This is a genomic window from Vibrio sp. D417a, assembly GCF_030248595.1.
Lineage (GTDB): Bacteria > Pseudomonadota > Gammaproteobacteria > Enterobacterales > Vibrionaceae > Vibrio > Vibrio alginolyticus.
On record NZ_JAHGAM010000041.1, the window covers coordinates 15,191 to 35,207 of the forward strand.

The window sequence follows — 20,017 nt, forward strand, 5'->3', positions numbered from 1 at the left end:
AGGAAGTCGTAGTTGGCACTGACCGCCGAGCGCAGCGCCAGTTAAGTTTGGAGAAAAAACATGAGCAAAGTGAACGTAAATAAAGTGGTAGTCGCATACTCAGGCGGTCTAGATACTTCAGTAATTATCCCGTGGCTAAAAGAGAACTACGACTGTGAAGTAGTGGCTTTCGTTGCCGATGTTGGTCAAGGTGCCGAAGAGCTAGAAGGCATTGAAGCGAAAGCAAAAGCCTCTGGTGCTTCTGAGTGCTACATCGCTGACTTGAAAGAAGAAATGGTCGCAGACTACATTTACCCAACGCTAAAAACTGGCGCGTACTACGAAGGTAAGTACCTGCTAGGTACATCAATGGCGCGTCCAATCATTGCCAAAGCGCAGGTTGAAGTGGCACGTAAAGTGGGCGCGGACGCTCTGTGTCATGGCTGTACAGGTAAAGGTAACGACCAAGTACGTTTCGAAGGCGCATTCGCAGCACTAGCACCGGACTTACAAGTGATTGCACCTTGGCGTGAGTGGGACCTAGTGAGTCGTGAAGAGTGTTTGGATTACCTCGCTGAGCGTAATATTCCTTGCTCTGCGTCTCTTACTAAGATCTATTCACGTGATGCAAACGCATGGCACATTTCGACGGAAGGCGGCGTTTTAGAAGATACGTGGAACGCACCAAACGAAGACTGCTGGGTGTGGACTGTCGACCCAGAGCAAGCGCCAAATGAAGCGGAATACGTCACGCTGAAAGTAGAAAAAGGTGAAGTGGTCGAAGTTGATGGTGAAGCGATGACACCATACAACACACTGGTTTACCTAAACGAGAAGGGCGCTAAGCACGGTGTTGGCCGTATCGATATCGTGGAAAACCGTCTTGTTGGAATGAAGTCTCGTGGTTGCTATGAAACACCGGGAGGCACCATCATGATGGAAGCGCTGCGCGCTGTAGAGCAGCTTGTGCTAGACAAATCATCATTCGAGTTCCGTGAGGAGCTAGGTCTAAAAGCGTCTCACCTTGTATACGATGGCCGTTGGTTTACGCCACTATGTAAATCGATCCTTGCTGCTTCAGAAGAGCTAGCGCAAGACGTTAACGGTGAAGTGGTTGTTAAGCTTTACAAAGGTCAAGCGACAGTCACGCAAAAACGTTCTGACAACAGCTTGTATTCAGAAGAGTTCGCGACTTTTGGTGAAGATGAAGTTTACGACCAAAGCCATGCAGGTGGGTTCATCCGTCTTTACTCGCTATCAAGCCGTATTCGTGCATTGAACAGCCAGAAGAAATAATCCCTTAACATCCATCTTGGATTGAATAAAGACCCGCCATTTATAGGCGGGTCTTTTGGTTTCTAAAAGCGGGTACCTAAATTTGTTTTGAATATATATGTAAAAATATTGAATTTATACTTTATTTTTTATCGAAATTGCCGTAACGTTGACCCATAAGAAAAAGTGAGCAAATGACCATCAAATTGGTTACTACTCATTCGAGAACGTTAGAGTAAGCAATAGTCATCAGGAGAGACGCAATGGCATTATGGGGCGGAAGATTTACCCAAGCGGCAGACACCAGATTTAAAGAGTTCAATGATTCGTTGCGTTTTGACTACCGATTGGCTGAGCAAGACATCGTAGGTTCAATCGCATGGTCTAAAGCTCTGCTTTCTGTTGATGTGCTATCGGCAGAAGAACAGCAAAAACTGGAACTTGCTTTAAATGAGCTGAAGTTAGAAGTGATGGAAGACCCTCACCAAATTCTTCGCTCTGATGCAGAAGATATCCACTCTTGGGTTGAGCAGCAGCTAATCAGTAAAGTGGGAGATTTAGGTAAAAAACTCCACACTGGGCGTTCTCGTAATGACCAAGTCGCCACAGACTTGAAACTTTGGTGTCGTCAGCAAGGTCAGCAATTGTTGATTGCTTTAGATCGCCTACAAGCACAAATGGTCCATGTTGCTAAACAGCACCAAGGCACCGTATTGCCAGGCTATACTCATCTTCAGCGTGCTCAACCTGTAACCTTTGCTCACTGGTGCTTGGCTTATGTTGAAATGTTCGAGCGTGACTACTCTCGTCTGAATGATGCCTTACAGCGTCTCGACACTTGTCCACTTGGCTCGGGTGCTTTAGCGGGAACGGCTTATCCGATTGATCGCGAACAATTAGCACATAATCTCGGTTTCCACCGTGCTACGCGTAATTCACTCGATTCGGTTTCAGATCGTGATCATGTGATGGAACTGATGTCGGTGGCGTCGATTTCTATGCTTCACCTTTCTCGTCTTGCAGAAGATATGATCTTCTACAATTCAGGCGAGTCAAACTTCATTGAGTTAGCGGATACGGTGACATCTGGTTCGTCATTAATGCCACAGAAGAAAAACCCAGATGCACTTGAGTTGATCCGTGGTAAGACAGGGCGTGTCTATGGCGCATTATCGAGCATGATGATGACAGTTAAAGCTTTGCCATTGGCGTACAACAAAGACATGCAGGAAGATAAAGAAGGGTTGTTTGACGCTTTAGATACATGGAACGACTGCATGGAAATGGCAGCTCTGTGTTTTGACGGTATTAAAGTGAATGGCGAGCGCACACTAGAAGCGGCGAAACAAGGTTACGCAAACTCGACGGAGTTAGCTGATTACCTAGTGGCGAAAGGCATCCCATTCCGTGAAGCTCACCACATCGTCGGTGTCGCGGTCGTTGGTGCTATTGCTAAAGGTTGTGCGCTAGAAGAGCTGTCTATCGAAGAGTTAAAAGCCTTCTCAGAAGTCATTGAAGCGGATGTGTATGACATTCTGACTATCGATTCGTGTTTGGAAAAGCGTTGTGCTTTGGGTGGTGTTTCGCCTCACCAGGTCGCTTACGCGGTAGAACAAGCGGATAAGCGCCTGAGCCAGCGTGACAGCTCGGCGGTGAAAGTGCGTCCTGCACGTTTGACGGACATTGAAACGTTGGAAGGTATGGTTGCTTACTGGGCGAACCTTGGTGAGAATCTTCCGCGCTCTCGTAATGAGCTCGTGAGAGATATTGGCTCTTTCGCGGTGGCTGAGCATCATGGTGAAGTGACGGGTTGCGCTTCTCTATATGTGTATGACTCAGGGTTGGCAGAAATACGCTCTCTTGGTATCGAAGCGGGCTGGCAAGGCCAAGGGCAGGGCAGTGCGATTGTGAACTATTTGGTTGAGAAAGCGCGCCAGATGGCGATCAAGAAAGTCTTTGTTCTAACGCGAACGCCTGAGTTCTTTATGAAGCAAAGCTTTTTACCGACATCGAAGTCATTACTGCCGGAGAAAGTTCTGAAAGATTGCGATCAGTGCCCACGTCAACATGCATGTGATGAGGTAGCGCTTGAGATCAATTTAATGGAGCAAGTGATCCAAAAAACGCATGTGGCATGAACTGAAGTTGTGGAGTGATTTTATTAGCATTCAATGACATAGTCATTTTCCTGTTTACTTACATCAGTATTCGCTAAAAAAATCGAAAAAATTTGGAACCTTTGAGAGGAAGCCCGGTCTATTAAAGTACCACTGCTTTTTCTTAGAAGAATCTAAGAGAGCCCCAGAACTGACATTGGTTTTGGGGCTTTTTTCTATCTGTCACTTTTCTCTTTTTTATTCGCCTTTTTTTGTCCCTTTCGACGCTGCCAAGGCAAGATGACAAAACGCATCCATAAGTGTAGAAACAACAAAACGTTGAAAGCGAAGCCGGCAAAGATCAAAGCGATCGACTCGATGCTTTGTGGATCATCTTTGAGCGTAAACCACCACACAATCCAACACAGTACAGAAAGCACCGTCAATTGATCCAAGCATCGTTGGCAACGTCCAAGTTTTTTCCAAAACCAATGTTCCTCGCAGCGGCGACAAGTCATAGTGTTTTCCAAACCATTAGTGTTGCTTCAGATTATATATCTAACTAAATGGTGGAAAGCGTTTCTTACACGGGCTTAGATCGCCATGACACAACCAAAAATGGAAAGTTAGCTTTGTAAAAAAATGGAAAGTTAGCTTTGTAAAAGCTTTGTGGCACGTAATTGATGTATGGTGCGCTGTCAGTCTTTAACAGGAAATATAATGATGTCGACAGAGTTGAAACTTGCGCTGAGTATCGCTGGTGGGTTCTTTATGATCGGTGTTGTCGCGATTTGTATGGTCAGCCGCTATGCAATGATGGCAGCGTAAGAGAGATTTCATTGCGCCGAAGTAGTAAAGCAAAGCCTCGTTGATGACGAGGCTTTGATTTATATTTAGATAGAAGCCTGAAAGCGTTAGCAGCCAGGGCCGCAGTCAAGACAATGTTTCACCATTTCTGGCCCTAAGTGTAGTTTTGCATTCAAATCACGTAGAGCGGTGCGGACGCCTTCTTCAATCACTGGGTGATAGAAGGGCATATCTAACATCTCAGAAATCGTCATCCTATTTTGGTGCGCCCATGCTAAAAGGTGAGCAAGATGCTCTGCATTCGGGCCCATCATTTCTGCACCTAAAAAACGTCCAGTGCCTTGCTCTCCGTAGACATGCAGAATGCCTTTATTACGAAGCATGACGCGCGAACGTCCTTGATTTTCAAACGAGACTTCACCGGTTGCGAAACATCCACATGTGCCTAGACGTGTTTCTAGTTGTTTATATGTTTCGCCAACCATAGCAATTTGAGGGTCGGAGAACACGGCTGAAATTGGTGAGCGACGCAGACCCGCACGAATATCTGGGAAACGGCCTGCGTTGTCTCCAGCAATACGGCCTTGGTCAGCGGCTTCGTGCAGCAGTGGAATTTGGTTACTTGCATCACCTGCGATGAAGATGCTCTCTACCGAAGTTTGCAATGTATAGTGATCCGCCGTTGGTACGCCACGTTCATCGAGCGCCACATTGGTGTTCTCGATCGTCAGCTTATCTACGTTTGGACGACGACCCGTTGCAGCCAATACGTAATCGACAACGAAAGTTTCTAATTCGCCATCATGGTTGATGAATTGGATTTCGACCTTGTCTTCGCCGTCATTGTCTGACGAAGCAATGCGTTTCATGCTTTCGACTTTTACATCTGCATCAAGGTAGAACTCTTCCTTAAAGGCTTTATCTGCATACGCCATCACCTCTGGGTCTGTCAGTGGGCCCACTTGTCCTCCAAGGCCAAAGAGCTTCACGTTCACTCCTAGGCGGTGTAAAGCCTGACCCAATTCAAGGCCGATGACTCCTGGGCCAAATACTGCCACGGACTCTGGTAAGTCATCCCAGTCAAATACATCATCGTTAATCACTAGGCGATCACCCAGTTCATTCCAAGCTGCCGGATATGCTGGACGAGATCCTGTCGCAATAACAATGCGCTGTGCGGTGACCTGAGTATGATCATCTATGATGAGAGTGTGGTCATCGGCAAACTTCGCGTAGCCCGATAGTTTGTCTTCAGCGGGAATATCATCGACACTTTCAAGCACAAAGCCAACAAAACGATCGCGTTCGCGCTTTACACGATCCATAACTTCTCGTCCGTTAATTAGTACTTCACCTTGCGGGTGTATCCCAAATCCAGGTGCTTTTTCGATTTGATGAACACTTTCTGCTGCCGCAATTAACAGCTTAGACGGCATGCATCCGACACGAGCACAGGTTGTTCCGTAGGGACCGCCCTCAATCATTACCACGCTGTTGGTATGAGCTTTTGCTGCTCGATAAGCACCAAGACCAGCCGTCCCGCCACCAATAATCGCTACGTCGACATTAACTTGTTTCATCGTGAACTCTCGCTTTTGTTTTAAGCCAAGCTAGCTACATTGAGCTTGGAGAGTGAATTGGATAGTTGAATCTGGATAAGTAGTCACCTTATTGGCAGATGACTACTTATCTAGACTAGTAGAAGAAGTGGTTTAGGGTTGGCCTCCGAGCCAAAAGGCACCGGAGACCGAGGGTGTAGGCTATGGACAGCTTAGCCTAGATACGCTTCTAGCTCTTCGCTACCGCCGATGTGCTTGCCACCGATAAAGACTTGTGGAACAGTCGTGCGACCAGATATAGCTCGTAGACTAACTGTTGTTGCGTCTTTACCCAGAATTACTTCTTCATATTGAAGACCGTGGTCAATTAGATTTTGTTTCGCTTTCATACAGAAAGGGCAGCCTGGTTTAGTGAACACCGTGATGGATTCTTGCGTTTTGTAGTCAGGCGCTATGTAGTTCAGCATCGTATCTGCGTCTGACACCTTGAATGGGTCGCCTGGTTCGTTTGGCTCAATGAACATTTTTTCCACTACGCCATCTTTTACTAGCATGCTGTAACGCCATGAACGTTTGCCAAAGCCGATGTCATTTTTATCCACTAACATACCCATGCCATCGGTGAATTCACCATTACCATCCGGGATGAAGGTAATGTTTTCTGCTTCTTGGTCTTGTTTCCATGCATTCATCACGAACGTATCATTGACCGAGACACAAATAATCTCATCCACTCCGTGCTCTTTAAATACAGGGAACAATTCGTTGTAACGAGGTAGATGGCTTGATGAACAGGTTGGAGTAAATGCACCCGGTAAGCTAAATACGATAACGGTCTTACCTTTAAATAGTTCATCGGTCGTTACATTCACCCAAGAGTCACCTTGACGAACTGGAAAAGTAACTTGAGGGACTTGTTGACCTTCTTTAGATACAAACATAATGATTTCCTTTAACTATTTTAAATTATGCGTATAGAGCTTAGCGTTTTTCGTCGCTCTGTTTCGTTTTGTTGAGCCCATTATTGTAAAAATCCTTTGATAGCTCTAATCGTTTGGTGTTATGGTTTTGATAGGTATTAGCTATTGTTAAAGAAGCGAAGCGTGAATTATGAATATTCGAGATTTTGAGTACTTAGTTGCACTTGCGGAACATAAGCACTTTCGCAAAGCGGCAGAGGCATGTTTTGTTAGCCAGCCAACATTGAGTGGGCAAATTCGTAAACTAGAGGATGAACTCGGGACCACGCTTTTAGAGCGAAGCAGCCGACGTGTTTTGTTTACCGATTCAGGGTTACAGCTGGTGGAGCAGGCTAAACGCATCTTAAGTGAAGTGAAAACCTTCAGAGATATGGCAAGCGGTCAAAGCGGAGCCATGACTGGACCGATGCATATTGGTTTCATCCCGACGGTTGGGCCTTATCTACTACCCAAAATTCTGCCGCAGATAAAAGAAGCATTTCCTGAGCTGGAGCTATTTCTGCACGAAGCTCAAACACATCAATTAGTGCGTCAATTGGAAGAAGGCAAACTAGATTGCTTAGTTTTAGCTTCGGTTGATGAAACTGCGCCATTTAAAGAGATCGAAGTGTATCAAGAGCCATTAAGTGTCGCAGTGCCATGTGACCACGAGTGGGCCTCTCTCGATCATGTTGATATGTTGGAGCTGAATGGTAAAACCGTTTTAGCGTTGGGAGACGGCCACTGTCTGCGAGATCAAGCGTTAGGTTTTTGTTTTGCAGCTGGTGCAAAAGACGATGAGCGTTTTAAAGCCACCAGCTTGGAGACGTTACGCAATATGGTTGCTGCTGGTGCGGGGATTACGTTATTGCCTCAGCTTTCTATCCCTAATGAGAAGCAAAAAGATGGCGTATGCTACGTACCAGCTGTTAACCCAACCCCCTCGCGTAATATCGTTCTCGTATACCGTCCGGGCTCACCATTACGAGCTAGGTTTGAAGCTTTAGCAGCGAAGATTAAAGAGGTGTTGGCTTCTTATCCATCATTGAATGCTGCAGCATAAAAAGCAGAAATAAAAAAGGGAGAGCTTGATGCTCTCCCTTGTGCTTTTGTGATTTAGAACAGTTCTTCTGCGCCAGAACCTGAAGAATAAATACTATCTTCTAAACGGTCGCCAGCGTATTCGGTAGGCTCCGTGCCTTTTTCAAAGTATTCGAACATTGATGTGCTATCTACCTTGTGCGTTAGCATACCGCTGTTGCGATCAATACGAACGCGAATAATATCCTCTGGAATATTTTTACCTTGCTCCGGCGTCCCTTCTAGCGCAACACGCATGAAGTCAATCCAAGCAGGCTCTGCGGTTTTCGCACCCGACTCGGCACCAGAAATTTGGCCTTGCCCTAGGTTGCTGTTAACAGTGGTGCGGCCAAGTGCACGTGAATGATCATCAAAGCCAACCCAAGCTATCGCAACGACACCAGGTCCATAGCCATTGTACCAAGCATCCTTGGAATCATTCGTTGTACCCGTTTTACCCCCGATATCACGACGACCAAGTTTTTGCGCGCGCCAGCCTGTACCATTCCAACCTGTGCCTTCACGCCAGTTACCGCCACCCCAAATGTTGCTGTACATCATCTCACGCATTAAGAATGCATTCTGTTCAGAGATAACTTGCGGTGCATATTGAGGTTCATCATTTTCAAGGGCATTGTCTGTTGCTAGGCCATCAATTGCGACGTCTTGTTCGCCAAATTCATCAGCGTAGCGATTTTCTGGCTGCTCGCTCATTTGCGGACAATCCTTATGACAAACACTCTTTGGATTGGCTTTAAACAGTACTTCACCGAATGCATCTTCCACGCGTTCTACATAGAATGGTTCAACGTAATAACCACCGTTCGCAAACACAGAGTAACCTTGTGCCACTTTCATTGGTGTTAAGCTGCCAGCTCCGAGTGCGATGGTCTCTGAGCGTGGTACTTGGTTAATATCAAAACCGAAACGAGTAAGGTACTGACGTGTCTCCTCGAGGCCAACTTCACGGAGTGTACGCACTGCCATGACGTTTTTTGATTGAGCTAAGCCGAGGCGAAGACGCGTTGGACCACCATAAGTCGGTGGTGAGTTTTTTGGTCGCCAAGCTGAACCAGAACCTGCATCCCACTTGTTAATCGGCGCATCGTTAATCAAAGTGGCTAGAGTCAGCCCTTTGTCAATTGCTGCCGAGTAGATGAAAGGCTTGATACTTGAACCAACCTGACGCACTGACATGGTTGCACGGTTAAACTTGCTGTGAACAAAGTTGAAACCACCAACCAGCGACAATATCGCGCCATTTTCTGGGTTCATCGCAACAAACGCGGTGTTTGCTGTCGGCACTTGGCTCAGTTTCCAGCTCAGTGTTGTGTTGTCATCTTCATCGGTTTCACTCACTTCGCGAACCCAAACTTGTTGACCTGTCGCTAGCACATCATGCGCTGACTTTGGTGTTGAGCCTTGGCGGTTATCAGTAATGTACTTACGCGCCCAGTGCATTCCAGTCCAAGGGATGGTTTGCTCTTCATGGTTCTTAACCCATACTTGTGCCGTCTTATCATCGACTTTCGTCACAACCGCAGGGTAAAGGTCACCATAAGTTGGCTGTTTCTTCAGGTGCTTTTCTATTTGCTCATTGTCCCAGGCCGCTTCCCCTTCTTTCCAAAGCACACTTTCTGCACCACGGTAGCCATGACGTTCATCGTATGACAAGAGGTTATTTACCGCAGACGTATTTGCAGCATCTTGCAGTTTAGAATCCACAGTCATGTAGATATTCAAGCCAGAGGTGTAAGCTTCTTCTTCACCGTACTCTTTTACTGCCCATGCACGAGCCAACTCTGCTACGTAAGGTGCGGAAAGCTCAATCTCAGCGCTATGATAACGCGCCACGATAGGTTCATTGCGTGCTTCGTCATACTGCTCTTGTGTAATGTATTTCTCATCAAGCATTCGCATTAATACAACGTTACGGCGTTTTGTTGCGCGCTCAAGAGAGTAAATTGGGTTCATGGTTGATGGCGCTTTTGGCATACCAGCGAGTGTTGCAATCTCACTTAACGTCAATTCATCAAGGCTCTTGCCAAAATACACTTGAGCGGCAGCACCAAAGCCATATGAGCGGTAACCAAGGAAGATTTTATTGACATAAAGCTCCATGATTTCTTGCTTACTTAAAAGCTGCTCAATATGGATAGCAATAAAAATCTCTTTAATCTTACGCATGATCTTCTTCTCATTAGATAAGAAGAAGTTACGAGCTAGCTGTTGCGTAATCGTACTTGCACCCTGTTTAGCCGAGCCTGAAACCGCAACAACAACCGCTGCACGAGTGATGCCGATAGGGTCGATACCAGGATGCTCATAGAAACGACTATCTTCGGTTGCGATGAGCGCGTGAATTAAGTCTTGAGGAATTTCGTCATAAGTAACAGGAATACGACGCTTTTCACCGAACTGTGCGATCAGCTTCCCGTCTTGACTAAACACCTTCATAGGTGTTTGTAATTCAACGTCTTTTAGAGTTGCAACATCTGGCAATTCAGGCTTCACGTACTGATAGAAGCCAAATATTGTGGTGACTCCAAGAATTATGCAAATCAATGTTAAAAATAATAAACGCTTTATGAACTTCACCGGAGAATCCCTGATTGGTTGAGGCTGTGTAACGGCAAACCCTTGTACTCTTAGGTCAAAAATTTAGCACATAAGAGATATTAACTCTTATTTGGATGCTAATAACAACCTTTGCACGAAGAAATTTCGGAGCGAGAGTAAGAGATGGATAAGCTAATCGTTACCGGCATCGATATAGGCCATAACAGCCTCAAAGCCGTAGTACTTAAACCCACAGGCAACAACTACGCTCTGTTGGGTTACAAAGAAATATTACTAAAGGAAGGTATTGTCGCTGAAAATAACACCATAAATCATCAAGAAATTGTAAAGACCCTCAAGCAGATAAAAAAAGAACTGCCTTTTGGTGCTAAAAAAGTTGCGATCTCAGTTCCTGATAACTCGGTAATTAGCAAGAAACTGCAAATAGAACAAAATCTTGAAGAGAGTGAAGTTGAGTTTGCAGTGATACAAGCCTTTTCTCATCAATCGCCATTCCCTGTCGAAGAGCTGAGTTTAGACTTCGTTCGTCTTCGCGCTGAGGGCGGGCAGAGTGGCAGTGATAGCTATCAAGTGTTTGCGACAAGAAAAGATGTGGTAGAAGGCCGAGTCGATGCATTACAAAAGTCCGGACTAAAACCTGTTTTAGTGGACGTGCATTCGCAAAGCCTTGGTCATATCTGGAAGCTCACCGCCGATCGCTTTCCTGACAAAAACAAATACTGCTTACTCGATATTGGCACTTTATCGAGCTCCTTCACCATGTTTACCGAACAAGGTGAACTGTTTCACAAAGAGTTTGCTTACGGCACACGCGGAGCAAACAGCGCTTCTCCAGTCGATTTTCTGTCCGATGATGCTCAGGAGAAAACAGAGCTGTTTAACCGTCAAATCGTAGAGCGAGTAAAGCGCCAGATGCAGCTCTATACCTCAATCAATGGCTCACAAAACATCAAGGGTATCTGGTTATCAGGGGAAGGGGCCTCCACTCCCATGCTCGCAGAGGAGTTGTCTCAACAATTGTCGTTAGAGTGTGAATTGCTAAATCCGCTAGGGCTATTTGAGATGAAGGTGTCTAAGCGTAAGCGTCGTGCTGTGGATTGGCAGCATTTCTCAACAGCAGCCGGACTGGCCGTTCGTGGCATTCATTGGCTAGGAGGCGCCCGTGCTTTATCGCATTAATTTACTTCCTTGGCGAGAGAATCAAAGAGAAGAGCACCGACGTCGTTTCATCAGTTTGGTCGCATTAGGTATGTTGGTCGCTGTTGGCATCCAGTGGGGTATTGGAAAGTTTTTTGAGTACCAACAAGATCAACAACAGGAGCGGCTCGATTACCTCACTCACTACATTGCCGAACTCGACCAGCGTATTGAAGCAATGAAAATTGCAGAGCAAGAGCACAGCAAAATCCTCGAACGTCTAAAGGTCGTTGAAGGTTTACAAAACGGACGAAACAAAACGACCGAGTTCATGAACTTAATGCCTGCCGTTATCCCTGAAGGTGTATATGTCGACAAGATCAAAATGAATGATCTGGAAATTGAGATCTCTGGGATCTCAGATAGCACTCCAAAACTTGCCACGATGCTAGACAACATGGAGCGCTCGGCCAAGTTGAACGACGTAGAAATGCATTCCATCGTTCACGGCAAAGCCCGTTTTGGGAAAGAGTTTCAAACATTCAAAGTGTCTTTCATGTTCAAAGTAACGGAGAAGAAATTGGAGGCTCAACGTGGTTGATTGGCAGGATCTCGAAATAGATGAAATGGCCGAGTGGCCATTGTTGCCCCAGATTGTAGTAATCGTACTTCTGATCATGGCGATTCAAGGCTTAGGTTATTGGTTTTACCTTAAACCGAAAGAAGAACAGTTGAATCACTTGATTCAGCAGGAGCAGACACTCAAGGTGGCATTGAAGATCAAAGCGAACAAAGTGGCAGCGTTGCCTCAGCTTCAATCTCAATTGGATGAACTTACCACTCGTTACGAGTTATTACTGCAACAACTGCCTGCGCAAAAAGAGCTGGCTACAATGCTCGCTTCAGTGAATGAGCTTGGCATCGACAATAAGCTGACTTTCACCCGAATCGACTGGGGCGAAAAACAATCAGAGCACTTCCTTTATCGTCTTCCTTTAAACATAGAGTTAACGGGCGACTTTCATGACATCGGCCATTTTTCTCAGGCGATAGCGACGCTACCTCGAATCATCACGTTTAAAGATGTGACTTGGCAACGTGTCAGCCAAGAGAGCGAAACCCTGCACTTTCGGGTGCGTGCTAATACCTATCAGTTTAAGCCGGAGGAGACGAAAAATGACAAGTAAGTCTTTGTTGCTGGTACTGATGGGTTCTCTATTGATGGGCTGCCAGGCGAATGATGAATCATTGACGGATTTTATTCGAGGAGTGGAAACACAGGCGCGTCGAGAGGTCGAGAAGCTTAAGCCCGCAGACAAGTATGTTGCAGTCACGTACGCACCGGAAGTACAGCGTGCACCCTTTGAATTACCCAAAGAAGCCACTATCGCGACTCAGCCAGTTGCAAGAAAAGATTGTTGGCAACCGCCCTCAAGAAGGCGAACTGGTAAATTAGAAAAATTCCCATTAAGCCAATTACGTTTGAAAGGTGTCATGGGCATGGATAACACGGTTTCTGGCCTCGTTCAGGCTCCCAATGGCACCGTCTATAAAGTTAAGCCGGGTCAATACCTCGGACGCAATAATGGCAAAGTGACCCATGTCAGCCACTCCTACTTGTTGATTAATGAAACGTTGCCCGACGGCTTAGGATGTTGGCAAAAACGTAAAGTTAAGTTGGCTTTGAGATAGCCCCATTTATTTTTGATATTGAGTAATGAAAATGAGACAAGGATTAACACGTACACCAAGGATACTTACTGGGCTCTTCTCCTTATGGTTGTTTGTATTTTTAGCCCCTTTAGCGGCAGCTGAAGAAGTTTCGTCCAATGCCCTAAAAAGTATCGACTTTCGAACTAATAAAGATAAAGACGCCGTGATTGTCGTCGAATTGGCGTCACCGGCCGCGATTGTAGATATCAAGCGTGTACAGGAAGGGTTAAGTATCGATTTGCTTAACACTTCAGTAAAAGACGAGCAATTGTATCTCCTAGACGTGAAAGATTTTTCGACTGTGGTTGAGAGCGTAGAAGTGTTTCGCGACACCTCGACGACGCGCTTGGCTGCGCACATCAATGAAGAATACATGCATGATTACCGTTTAACGGGGCGTTTTTTGGAAATCAAAGTAGCGAAGATCAAACCCAATGAGAAAGCCCCAGATAAAAGCATTTTAGAAAGAGAAGGTAAGCTTATTTCGATTAACTTCCAAGATATTCCTGTGCGAAACGTCTTGCAGCTTATTGCTGATTACAACCAATTCAATTTGGTTGTCTCCGACTCTGTAGAAGGCAACCTCACGCTTCGTCTTGATGGTGTCCCTTGGCAGCAAGTGCTGGATATTATTTTGCAAGTTAAGGGGTTAGATAAGCGTGTTGATGGCAACGTGATTTTAGTTGCTCCGACTGATGAGTTGGACTTGCGTGAGAAGCAGCAGTTAGAAAAACAAAAACTTACGGAAGAAATGGGAGAGCTTTCATCTGAAATCATCAAAGTTAATTTTGCTAAAGCATCAGACATTGCGGAGATGATCAATGGAGAAGGAAATATCAGCATGCTGTCAGAGCGCGGCAGTATGACCATTGATGAGCGAACTAACTCGTTATTGATTAGAGAGTTACCTGAAAACATCGAGGTGATTCGAGAAATTATTGAGTCTTTGGATATTCCAGTTAAACAGGTTCAAATTGAGGCGCGTATTGTGACCATCAATGAAGGTAACATGGACGAGCTAGGTATTCGTTGGGGTTTTACGTCTATTAATGGCAGTAATACAGTGGGCGGTTCTATTGAGAACAACCTCGCCACGATCGGTCTCTATAATGGAGAAGGGGGTGATGACGGTGGTGACGGTGATGGAGTAGGGATCGATGACTTCCTAAATGTAAACTTAGCTGCAACCAGCCCGAATGCGACCAGCATTGCTTTTCAGGTCGCAAAGTTAGGTTCAGACACCTTGTTGGATCTTGAGCTTTCTGCTCTGCAACAAGAGTCTAAAGCTGAGATTATCTCGAGCCCACGTTTGATCACTACCAATAAGAAGCCTGCCTATATTGAACAAGGTACAGAGATTCCTTATCTTGAGTCATCATCAAGTGGTGCAACGACGGTGACGTTCAAAAAGGCGGTATTAAGTTTGAAAGTGACCCCGCAAATCACACCGGATAACCGCTTAGTGTTGGATTTAAGTGTCACGCAAGATAGACCTGGACAAGTCGTGAAGACAGGCACTGGTGAAGCTGTTGCGATTGATACTCAACGTATCGGGACGCAAGTGTTAGTGAATAACGGTGAAACGGTCGTTCTTGGTGGTATTTTTCAGCACAGCATTACTAACTCGGTGGACAAAGTGCCTTTGTTGGGCGACCTGCCGCTATTAGGTGCTCTTTTTCGTCGAAGTTATGAGAATGTTGGCAAAAGTGAGCTGTTAATTTTCGTCACGCCTAAGGTGGTGATTCAGTAGTTCTGTCTCGGGAAAAACTGATTAAATCAAAAATAAAGTTGCAATAGTGGCACCATGCTTGGATAATTTCGGGTCTTATCACGAATTATCTGTGAGGAACTGGTGCCACAAGCCTTGTAGAACAGCAGTTTAGCTGTGTTTTCTTGTGGCGATCTTATTGAATCAATGTTGTAAATTACTGCTAAACATGGCTGAGAAACGTAATATTTTCCTTGTTGGCCCAATGGGCGCCGGCAAAAGTACAATTGGTAGACATCTAGCACAGCAACTGCATATGGAGTTTGTTGACTCCGATACAGTGATCGAAGAACGCACTGGTGCAGACATCTCTTGGGTTTTTGATGTAGAAGGTGAAGAAGGCTTCCGCAAGCGTGAAGAAGCGGTACTTGAAGACCTAACACAAGAGCAAGGCATCGTGCTTGCGACTGGCGGTGGCTCTGTTAAGAGCAAAGAAAACCGCAATCGTCTTTCGGCACGTGGTGTTGTTGTTTACTTAGAAACGACGATTGAAAAGCAACTTGCGCGTACAAACCGCGACAAGAAGCGTCCTTTACTTCAAACGGATAACCCTCGCGAAGTACTGGAGCAATTAGCTGAAGAACGTAATCCTTTATATGAAGAAGTAGCGGATTACACTGTTCGCACTGACGATCAAAGTGCAAAAGTGGTAGCCAACCAGATCGTAAAAATGCTAGAAGAGAGATAAGTCTTTATCTTTTTTTTAATTGGAGCAAACCGATGGAACGGATTACGGTCAACCTAGCTGAGCGTAGCTACCCAATCTCTATTGGCGCCGGGTTATTTGAGGACCCGGCGTACCTCTCTCAAGTTCTCTCAAACAAAAATGCAAAACAAAAAGTTGTTGTGATCAGTAATGTCACAGTGGCACCTTTGTATGCAGACAAAATTTTAAAGCAACTCGAGCAGCTCGGTTGTAGTGCATCCTTGTTAGAATTGCCTGACGGTGAACAGTACAAAAACTTGGATGTATTTAATCAAGTAATGAACTTCTTACTGGAAGGGAGTTATGCTCGTGATGTTGTGATCATCGCGTTAGGTGGTGGTGTTATTGGCGACCTTGTGGGTTTTGCGTCTGCCTGTTACCAGCGTGGGGTCGACTTTATTCAAATACCGACCACATTACTATCCCAAGTGGACTCTTCGGTTGGTGGAAAAACCGCGGTTAACCATCCGTTGGGTAAGAACATGATAGGTGCGTTTTACCAACCTAAAGCCGTGATCATTGATACCAACTGCCTGTCGACGTTGCCTGAACGTGAGTTCGCTGCGGGTATCGCCGAAGTCATTAAGTACGGCATTATTTACGATGCAGATTTTTTTGTATGGTTAGAAGACAATCTTGAGCGCTTGTATGCGTTGGATGAAGAAGCACTAACTTATGCGATCGCACGTTGCTGTGAAATAAAAGCGGAAGTGGTGGCTCAGGATGAGAAAGAGTCGGGCATCCGTGCTTTGCTTAACTTAGGTCACACCTTTGGTCATGCGATTGAAGCGGAACTTGGCTATGGCAATTGGCTGCATGGTGAAGCGGTATCTTCCGGCACTGTTATGGCGGCTAAAACGTCGCATCTACGTGGTCTGATCTCGGAAGAGCAATTTGAGCGTATTGTTGCGATTTTGCGTCGTGCAAAACTGCCTGTGCATACTCCAGACAGTATGAATTTCGATGACTTCATCAAGCACATGATGCGAGATAAGAAAGTCCTCTCTGGTCAATTACGATTGGTTTTGCCTACAGGCATTGGCACTGCCGAGGTAATTGCTGATACGACACAAGACGTACTCAAACAGGCAATAGACTTCGGTCGCGATATTTAACCTTGTAATGGCGCCTTTGGGCGTCATTCTTGTAGTGTATTAAGGTTATTAGATGAGTGTTGCTCACGTACTGGAATTAGATTCTCAAATCGAGTTGCTTGATAGATTAGGTCTACTGACTAACTTTGGTTCCAATCTCATTGCGATTAATGGTCATGATGGGTACGGGAAATCTTGGTTAGCGCAGCGATACCTTGAAGTGGGTGCCAGTAACAAGAATCAATGTTTGTTACTTTGTCATTCTAATCAAGACGATGTGCAGCATCGCGTCCTTATTTTGAGTCAACTAGTTTCGGACGCATTGTTTAATCAGCAAGAGCCTTTACTTGATAGCCTTGAAAGGCTTTTAGGTGATGAGCCGTGTGACATTGCAATTGTTGTAGATGATGCGCATTTATTGAGTGAGACACTTATCTCTGAGCTTTGGATGCTGGTCTTAGAGGCGCACCATAAGTCAAATTGGACCATCAATGTCTTACTGTTTACACAGTCTGGACGTTTAGAAGGTTTGCTAGCACGTCTCAGTTATGGACAAGAGATAAAGCCTGTTGAGCTTGATATTGATATGTTGTCCGAAGTGGAAGCTCGTCGTTTCTTTGAGTCACTTGTTGCGCGCTACGTCGATGATGAGTCTGAGAAACGGGTTCGAGATGCATTTAAAAAAGTCGACCCAGTACCGGGTGACATCATGGCGTTAGGAGAGATGAAAGTGGAAAAAAGGATCATTATCCGCTCGATTGTCGGTTCACCCCTGAATATTGCGTTGGTGGTATTAGTATTACTGTTGCTTGCTGCGGGTGGCTATTGGTGGATGCTTAGTCAACCAAGTCCTGATGATAAAGCGCAGCAAATTGCTGGCAGTTTAGAGCAAACGGCTATTCCAACTTTTGAAGAGTCAGGAATCAGTGCAGCGCAATCTTCACTGCAACCTGTAACCGATGGCTCTAGCAGTCTTGATAACTCTGGTGCGGTTGATGATTCTGATTCATTACCGCCAGCAGTGACAGAAGAAGTAGCGAGCGTAGGCAGTGATGACAATCAACAAAGAGTGGTGATTGAGTCGAATGTGGTCGATGCATTGCTTGAAGGTAAAGCTGATTCAGCAGACACAAAAGCGATTGATGATGTCGTAGGTACTGAGAAGACAGAAACCGCCGATGAAACTAGCTCCCCTTTGATTAAAGTCGTAAAACCGAATCAAGATATGACGCAAGCACCTGCTCAGTCAGAAGAGGGTGACGCAAACCAACCTGTTGTGAAGTTTTCATTTGCTCGTGAAGAACTAAAAGCGCTATCGCCAAGAGCTTATACTTTACAACTCGCAGCTATGACCTCAATGGAAGATGTACAATCCTTTCTCAATGAGCATCAACTGAATAATCAAGTGCGAATTTATCCTACCGTTCGTAATGACACTGAGTGGTATATCATCACATATCAAGATTATCCGACAATTCAAATGGCTCGTGATGCCGTCGCAAGCTTGCCAGATTCGGTTAAGTCGGTGAGTCCTTGGGCAAAATCACTCCGTCAGGTTCACCGTGAAATTGAACGAGTGAAATAAACCTGAGCTTCCCTGAAAAATATGTTACATTCCGCAGCCTTAATTTTTGGTCGATAGATAGAGCAGTAGATGAAAAAGCAACGAGCCTTTCTTAAATGGGCAGGAGGAAAATACGGACTGGTTGAAGACATCCAACGTCATTTGCCGCCGGCTCGAAAGCTAGTTGAACCTTTTGTTGGTGCAGGCTCAGTGTTTCTGAATACCGATTATGACCATTATCTACTTGCAGATATCAATCCAGATTTGATCAATCTGTACAACCTGCTGAAAGAACGCCCTGAAGAGTATATCTCTGAAGCGAAGCGTTGGTTTGTCGCTGAGAACAACCGCAAAGAAGCCTACCTACACATTCGCGCTGAGTTTAATAAAACCGATGACGTGATGTACCGCTCTTTAGCGTTTTTGTACATGAACCGCTTTGGTTTTAATGGCCTATGCCGTTACAACAAAAAAGGTGGCTTCAATGTACCGTTTGGCTCTTACAAAAAGCCGTATTTCCCTGAGGCGGAATTGGAGTTTTTTGCAGAAAAAGCCAAAAAAGCTACGTTCGTTTGTGAAGGTTATCCTGAAACATTTCGTCGTGCGCGCAAAGGGAGCGTCGTGTATTGCGATCCACCTTATGCGCCGCTTTCAAATACGGCAAATTTCACCTCATACGCAGGTAATGGTTTCACGTTGGACGACCAAGCTGCATTAGCCGACATTGCTGAAAGAACAGCGACTGAACGTGGCATTCCTGTGTTGATTTCTAACCACGACACTACCTTGACACGTCGGTTGTATCACGGTGCGGATCTTAATGTGGTAAAAGTAAAGCGTACCATTAGCCGTAATGGTAACGGTCGTAATAAAGTTGATGAGCTACTTGCGCTTTTTCATGCCCCAGACATGGATAAATCAAACTCTTAATTCTCACACTATTATATCTAAATAGTGGATCTCCCCACTGGCTTCGGTAGAATTGCGCGCAGATTGTTTGCTCATTACTACTGAGGTCAGGTATGAAAGATTTTCTTATTGCTCCATCCATTTTATCGGCAGATTTTGCTCGTCTCGGTGAAGATGTAGAAAAAGTACTCGCAGCGGGTGCGGATGTGGTGCATTTCGACGTTATGGATAACCACTATGTACCAAACCTGACTTTTGGTGCGCCTGTGTGTAAAGCACTACGCGATTATGGCATCACAGCGCCAATCGATGTTCACCTAATGGTGAAACCCGTTGACCGTATTATTCCTGATTTCGCAAAAGCGGGTGCGTCGATGATTACGTTCCATGTAGAAGCTTCTGATCATGTAGACCGTACACTGCAGTTAATTAAAGAGCACGGCTGTCAGGCTGGTGTGGTACTAAACCCAGCAACGCCACTTGCAAGTCTTGAATTTATTATGGATAAAGTCGACATGATTCTACTGATGTCGGTAAACCCTGGTTTTGGTGGTCAATCATTCATTCCTCATACACTAGATAAACTGCGTGCCGTTCGTAAGATGATTGACGAGTCTGGTCGTGATATCCGCTTAGAAATCGATGGCGGTGTGAAGGTTGACAACATTCGTGAAATTGCAGAAGCGGGCGCAGACACGTTTGTTGCAGGCTCGGCGATTTTCGGTGAGCCAGATTATAAACAAGTGATCGATCAAATGCGCGCTGAACTGGCTGAAGTTAAATAAGCACCG

At 45.4% G+C, this 20,017-nt stretch carries 17 protein-coding genes; 13 read left to right on the plus strand and 4 right to left on the minus strand.

Going from position 1 to position 20,017, the window contains the following annotated elements:
• Window positions 1–60 precede the first annotated feature (60 nt).
• The gene (locus KI742_RS22140) at window positions 61–1,275 is read left to right on the plus strand and encodes an argininosuccinate synthase (RefSeq protein WP_285385856.1); all 1,215 of its coding nucleotides are present in this window, start codon (window positions 61–63) and stop codon (window positions 1,273–1,275) included.
• 242 nt (window positions 1,276–1,517) lie between these two features.
• Window positions 1,518–3,392: an argininosuccinate lyase gene (gene argH, locus KI742_RS22145; protein WP_005381331.1), complete on the plus strand. Its 1,875-nt coding sequence runs from the start codon at window positions 1,518–1,520 to the stop codon at window positions 3,390–3,392.
• A gap of 194 nt (window positions 3,393–3,586) precedes the next feature.
• Here the strand turns inward: argH and KI742_RS22150 are convergent, their stop codons facing one another.
• The 3 genes from KI742_RS22150 to KI742_RS22160 form a co-directional block, all read right to left on the minus strand.
• Window positions 3,587–3,868, minus strand: a complete 282-nt coding sequence (locus KI742_RS22150; RefSeq protein WP_025768083.1) for a DUF3624 domain-containing protein — start codon at window positions 3,866–3,868, stop codon at window positions 3,587–3,589.
• A 396-nt stretch (window positions 3,869–4,264) separates the two neighbouring features.
• Window positions 4,265–5,737, minus strand: a complete 1,473-nt coding sequence (locus tag KI742_RS22155) for a dihydrolipoyl dehydrogenase (protein ID WP_256896294.1) — start codon at window positions 5,735–5,737, stop codon at window positions 4,265–4,267.
• Between the two features lie 191 nt (window positions 5,738–5,928).
• Window positions 5,929–6,657: a redoxin family protein gene (locus KI742_RS22160; protein WP_005382781.1), complete on the minus strand. Its 729-nt coding sequence runs from the start codon at window positions 6,655–6,657 to the stop codon at window positions 5,929–5,931.
• Window positions 6,658–6,826: 169 nt separating this feature from the next.
• Here KI742_RS22160 and oxyR point away from each other — a divergent pair, with 169 nt between their 5' ends.
• The gene (oxyR, locus tag KI742_RS22165; protein WP_005381326.1) at window positions 6,827–7,738 is read left to right on the plus strand and encodes a DNA-binding transcriptional regulator OxyR; all 912 of its coding nucleotides are present in this window, start codon (window positions 6,827–6,829) and stop codon (window positions 7,736–7,738) included.
• A gap of 53 nt (window positions 7,739–7,791) precedes the next feature.
• Here oxyR and KI742_RS22170 read toward each other — a convergent pair whose 3' ends face one another.
• Window positions 7,792–10,353, minus strand: coding sequence for a penicillin-binding protein 1A (locus KI742_RS22170; protein WP_005381325.1), 2,562 nt, complete (start codon window positions 10,351–10,353; stop codon window positions 7,792–7,794).
• Between the two features lie 144 nt (window positions 10,354–10,497).
• Between KI742_RS22170 and pilM the strand changes: the two genes are divergently transcribed.
• The 10 genes from pilM (at window position 10,498) to rpe (ending at window position 20,011) form a co-directional block, all read left to right on the plus strand.
• Window positions 10,498–11,514, plus strand: coding sequence for a type IV pilus biogenesis protein PilM (gene pilM / locus KI742_RS22175; protein ID WP_005381324.1), 1,017 nt, complete (start codon window positions 10,498–10,500; stop codon window positions 11,512–11,514).
• Complete coding sequence (locus KI742_RS22180) at window positions 11,498–12,073, plus strand: PilN domain-containing protein (protein WP_005381323.1); 576 nt, start codon at window positions 11,498–11,500, stop codon at window positions 12,071–12,073. The genes pilM and KI742_RS22180 overlap by 17 nt, the downstream gene beginning before the upstream one ends.
• Window positions 12,066–12,659 (plus strand): type 4a pilus biogenesis protein PilO, encoded by a 594-nt coding sequence (locus tag KI742_RS22185; RefSeq protein ID WP_005382767.1) that lies wholly within the window; start codon window positions 12,066–12,068, stop codon window positions 12,657–12,659. Before KI742_RS22180 ends, KI742_RS22185 begins: the two co-directional genes overlap by 8 nt.
• Window positions 12,649–13,164, plus strand: coding sequence for a pilus assembly protein PilP (locus KI742_RS22190; protein ID WP_005382766.1), 516 nt, complete (start codon window positions 12,649–12,651; stop codon window positions 13,162–13,164). Before KI742_RS22185 ends, KI742_RS22190 begins: the two co-directional genes overlap by 11 nt.
• Window positions 13,165–13,189: 25 nt before the next feature.
• Complete coding sequence (locus KI742_RS22195) at window positions 13,190–14,935, plus strand: type IV pilus secretin PilQ (RefSeq protein ID WP_262580159.1); 1,746 nt, start codon at window positions 13,190–13,192, stop codon at window positions 14,933–14,935.
• A 187-nt stretch (window positions 14,936–15,122) separates the two neighbouring features.
• Window positions 15,123–15,641: a shikimate kinase AroK gene (gene aroK, locus KI742_RS22200; RefSeq protein WP_005381319.1), complete on the plus strand. Its 519-nt coding sequence runs from the start codon at window positions 15,123–15,125 to the stop codon at window positions 15,639–15,641.
• 32 nt (window positions 15,642–15,673) lie between these two features.
• Window positions 15,674–16,774 (plus strand): 3-dehydroquinate synthase, encoded by a 1,101-nt coding sequence (aroB, locus tag KI742_RS22205; protein WP_005381318.1) that lies wholly within the window; start codon window positions 15,674–15,676, stop codon window positions 16,772–16,774.
• Window positions 16,775–16,826: 52 nt separating this feature from the next.
• Window positions 16,827–18,338, plus strand: coding sequence for an SPOR domain-containing protein (locus tag KI742_RS22210; protein ID WP_285385847.1), 1,512 nt, complete (start codon window positions 16,827–16,829; stop codon window positions 18,336–18,338).
• Between the two features lie 69 nt (window positions 18,339–18,407).
• Window positions 18,408–19,247, plus strand: coding sequence for a Dam family site-specific DNA-(adenine-N6)-methyltransferase (locus KI742_RS22215; RefSeq protein ID WP_005381301.1), 840 nt, complete (start codon window positions 18,408–18,410; stop codon window positions 19,245–19,247).
• 92 nt (window positions 19,248–19,339) lie between these two features.
• Complete coding sequence (gene rpe, locus KI742_RS22220) at window positions 19,340–20,011, plus strand: ribulose-phosphate 3-epimerase (protein ID WP_285385846.1); 672 nt, start codon at window positions 19,340–19,342, stop codon at window positions 20,009–20,011.
• Window positions 20,012–20,017: the final 6 nt, after the last annotated feature.

Excerpts from the sequence above, each read along its gene's own strand:
- KI742_RS22195 (WP_262580159.1), top strand. The coding sequence starts at position 13,190 with ATGAAAATGAGACAAGGATTAACACGTACACCAAGGATACTTACTGGG.
- KI742_RS22150 (WP_025768083.1), bottom strand. The coding sequence starts at position 3,868 with ATGACTTGTCGCCGCTGCGAGGAACATTGGTTTTGGAAAAAACTTGGA.
- KI742_RS22210 (WP_285385847.1), top strand. The coding sequence starts at position 16,827 with ATGAGTGTTGCTCACGTACTGGAATTAGATTCTCAAATCGAGTTGCTT.
- aroK (WP_005381319.1), top strand. The coding sequence starts at position 15,123 with ATGGCTGAGAAACGTAATATTTTCCTTGTTGGCCCAATGGGCGCCGGC.
- KI742_RS22160 (WP_005382781.1), bottom strand. The coding sequence starts at position 6,657 with ATGTTTGTATCTAAAGAAGGTCAACAAGTCCCTCAAGTTACTTTTCCA.
- rpe (WP_285385846.1), top strand. The coding sequence starts at position 19,340 with ATGAAAGATTTTCTTATTGCTCCATCCATTTTATCGGCAGATTTTGCT.
- oxyR (WP_005381326.1), top strand. The coding sequence starts at position 6,827 with ATGAATATTCGAGATTTTGAGTACTTAGTTGCACTTGCGGAACATAAG.
- KI742_RS22215 (WP_005381301.1), top strand. The coding sequence starts at position 18,408 with ATGAAAAAGCAACGAGCCTTTCTTAAATGGGCAGGAGGAAAATACGGA.
- KI742_RS22140 (WP_285385856.1), top strand. The coding sequence starts at position 61 with ATGAGCAAAGTGAACGTAAATAAAGTGGTAGTCGCATACTCAGGCGGT.
- aroB (WP_005381318.1), top strand. The coding sequence starts at position 15,674 with ATGGAACGGATTACGGTCAACCTAGCTGAGCGTAGCTACCCAATCTCT.
- pilM (WP_005381324.1), top strand. The coding sequence starts at position 10,498 with ATGGATAAGCTAATCGTTACCGGCATCGATATAGGCCATAACAGCCTC.
- KI742_RS22155 (WP_256896294.1), bottom strand. The coding sequence starts at position 5,737 with ATGAAACAAGTTAATGTCGACGTAGCGATTATTGGTGGCGGGACGGCT.
- KI742_RS22190 (WP_005382766.1), top strand. The coding sequence starts at position 12,649 with ATGACAAGTAAGTCTTTGTTGCTGGTACTGATGGGTTCTCTATTGATG.
- argH (WP_005381331.1), top strand. The coding sequence starts at position 1,518 with ATGGCATTATGGGGCGGAAGATTTACCCAAGCGGCAGACACCAGATTT.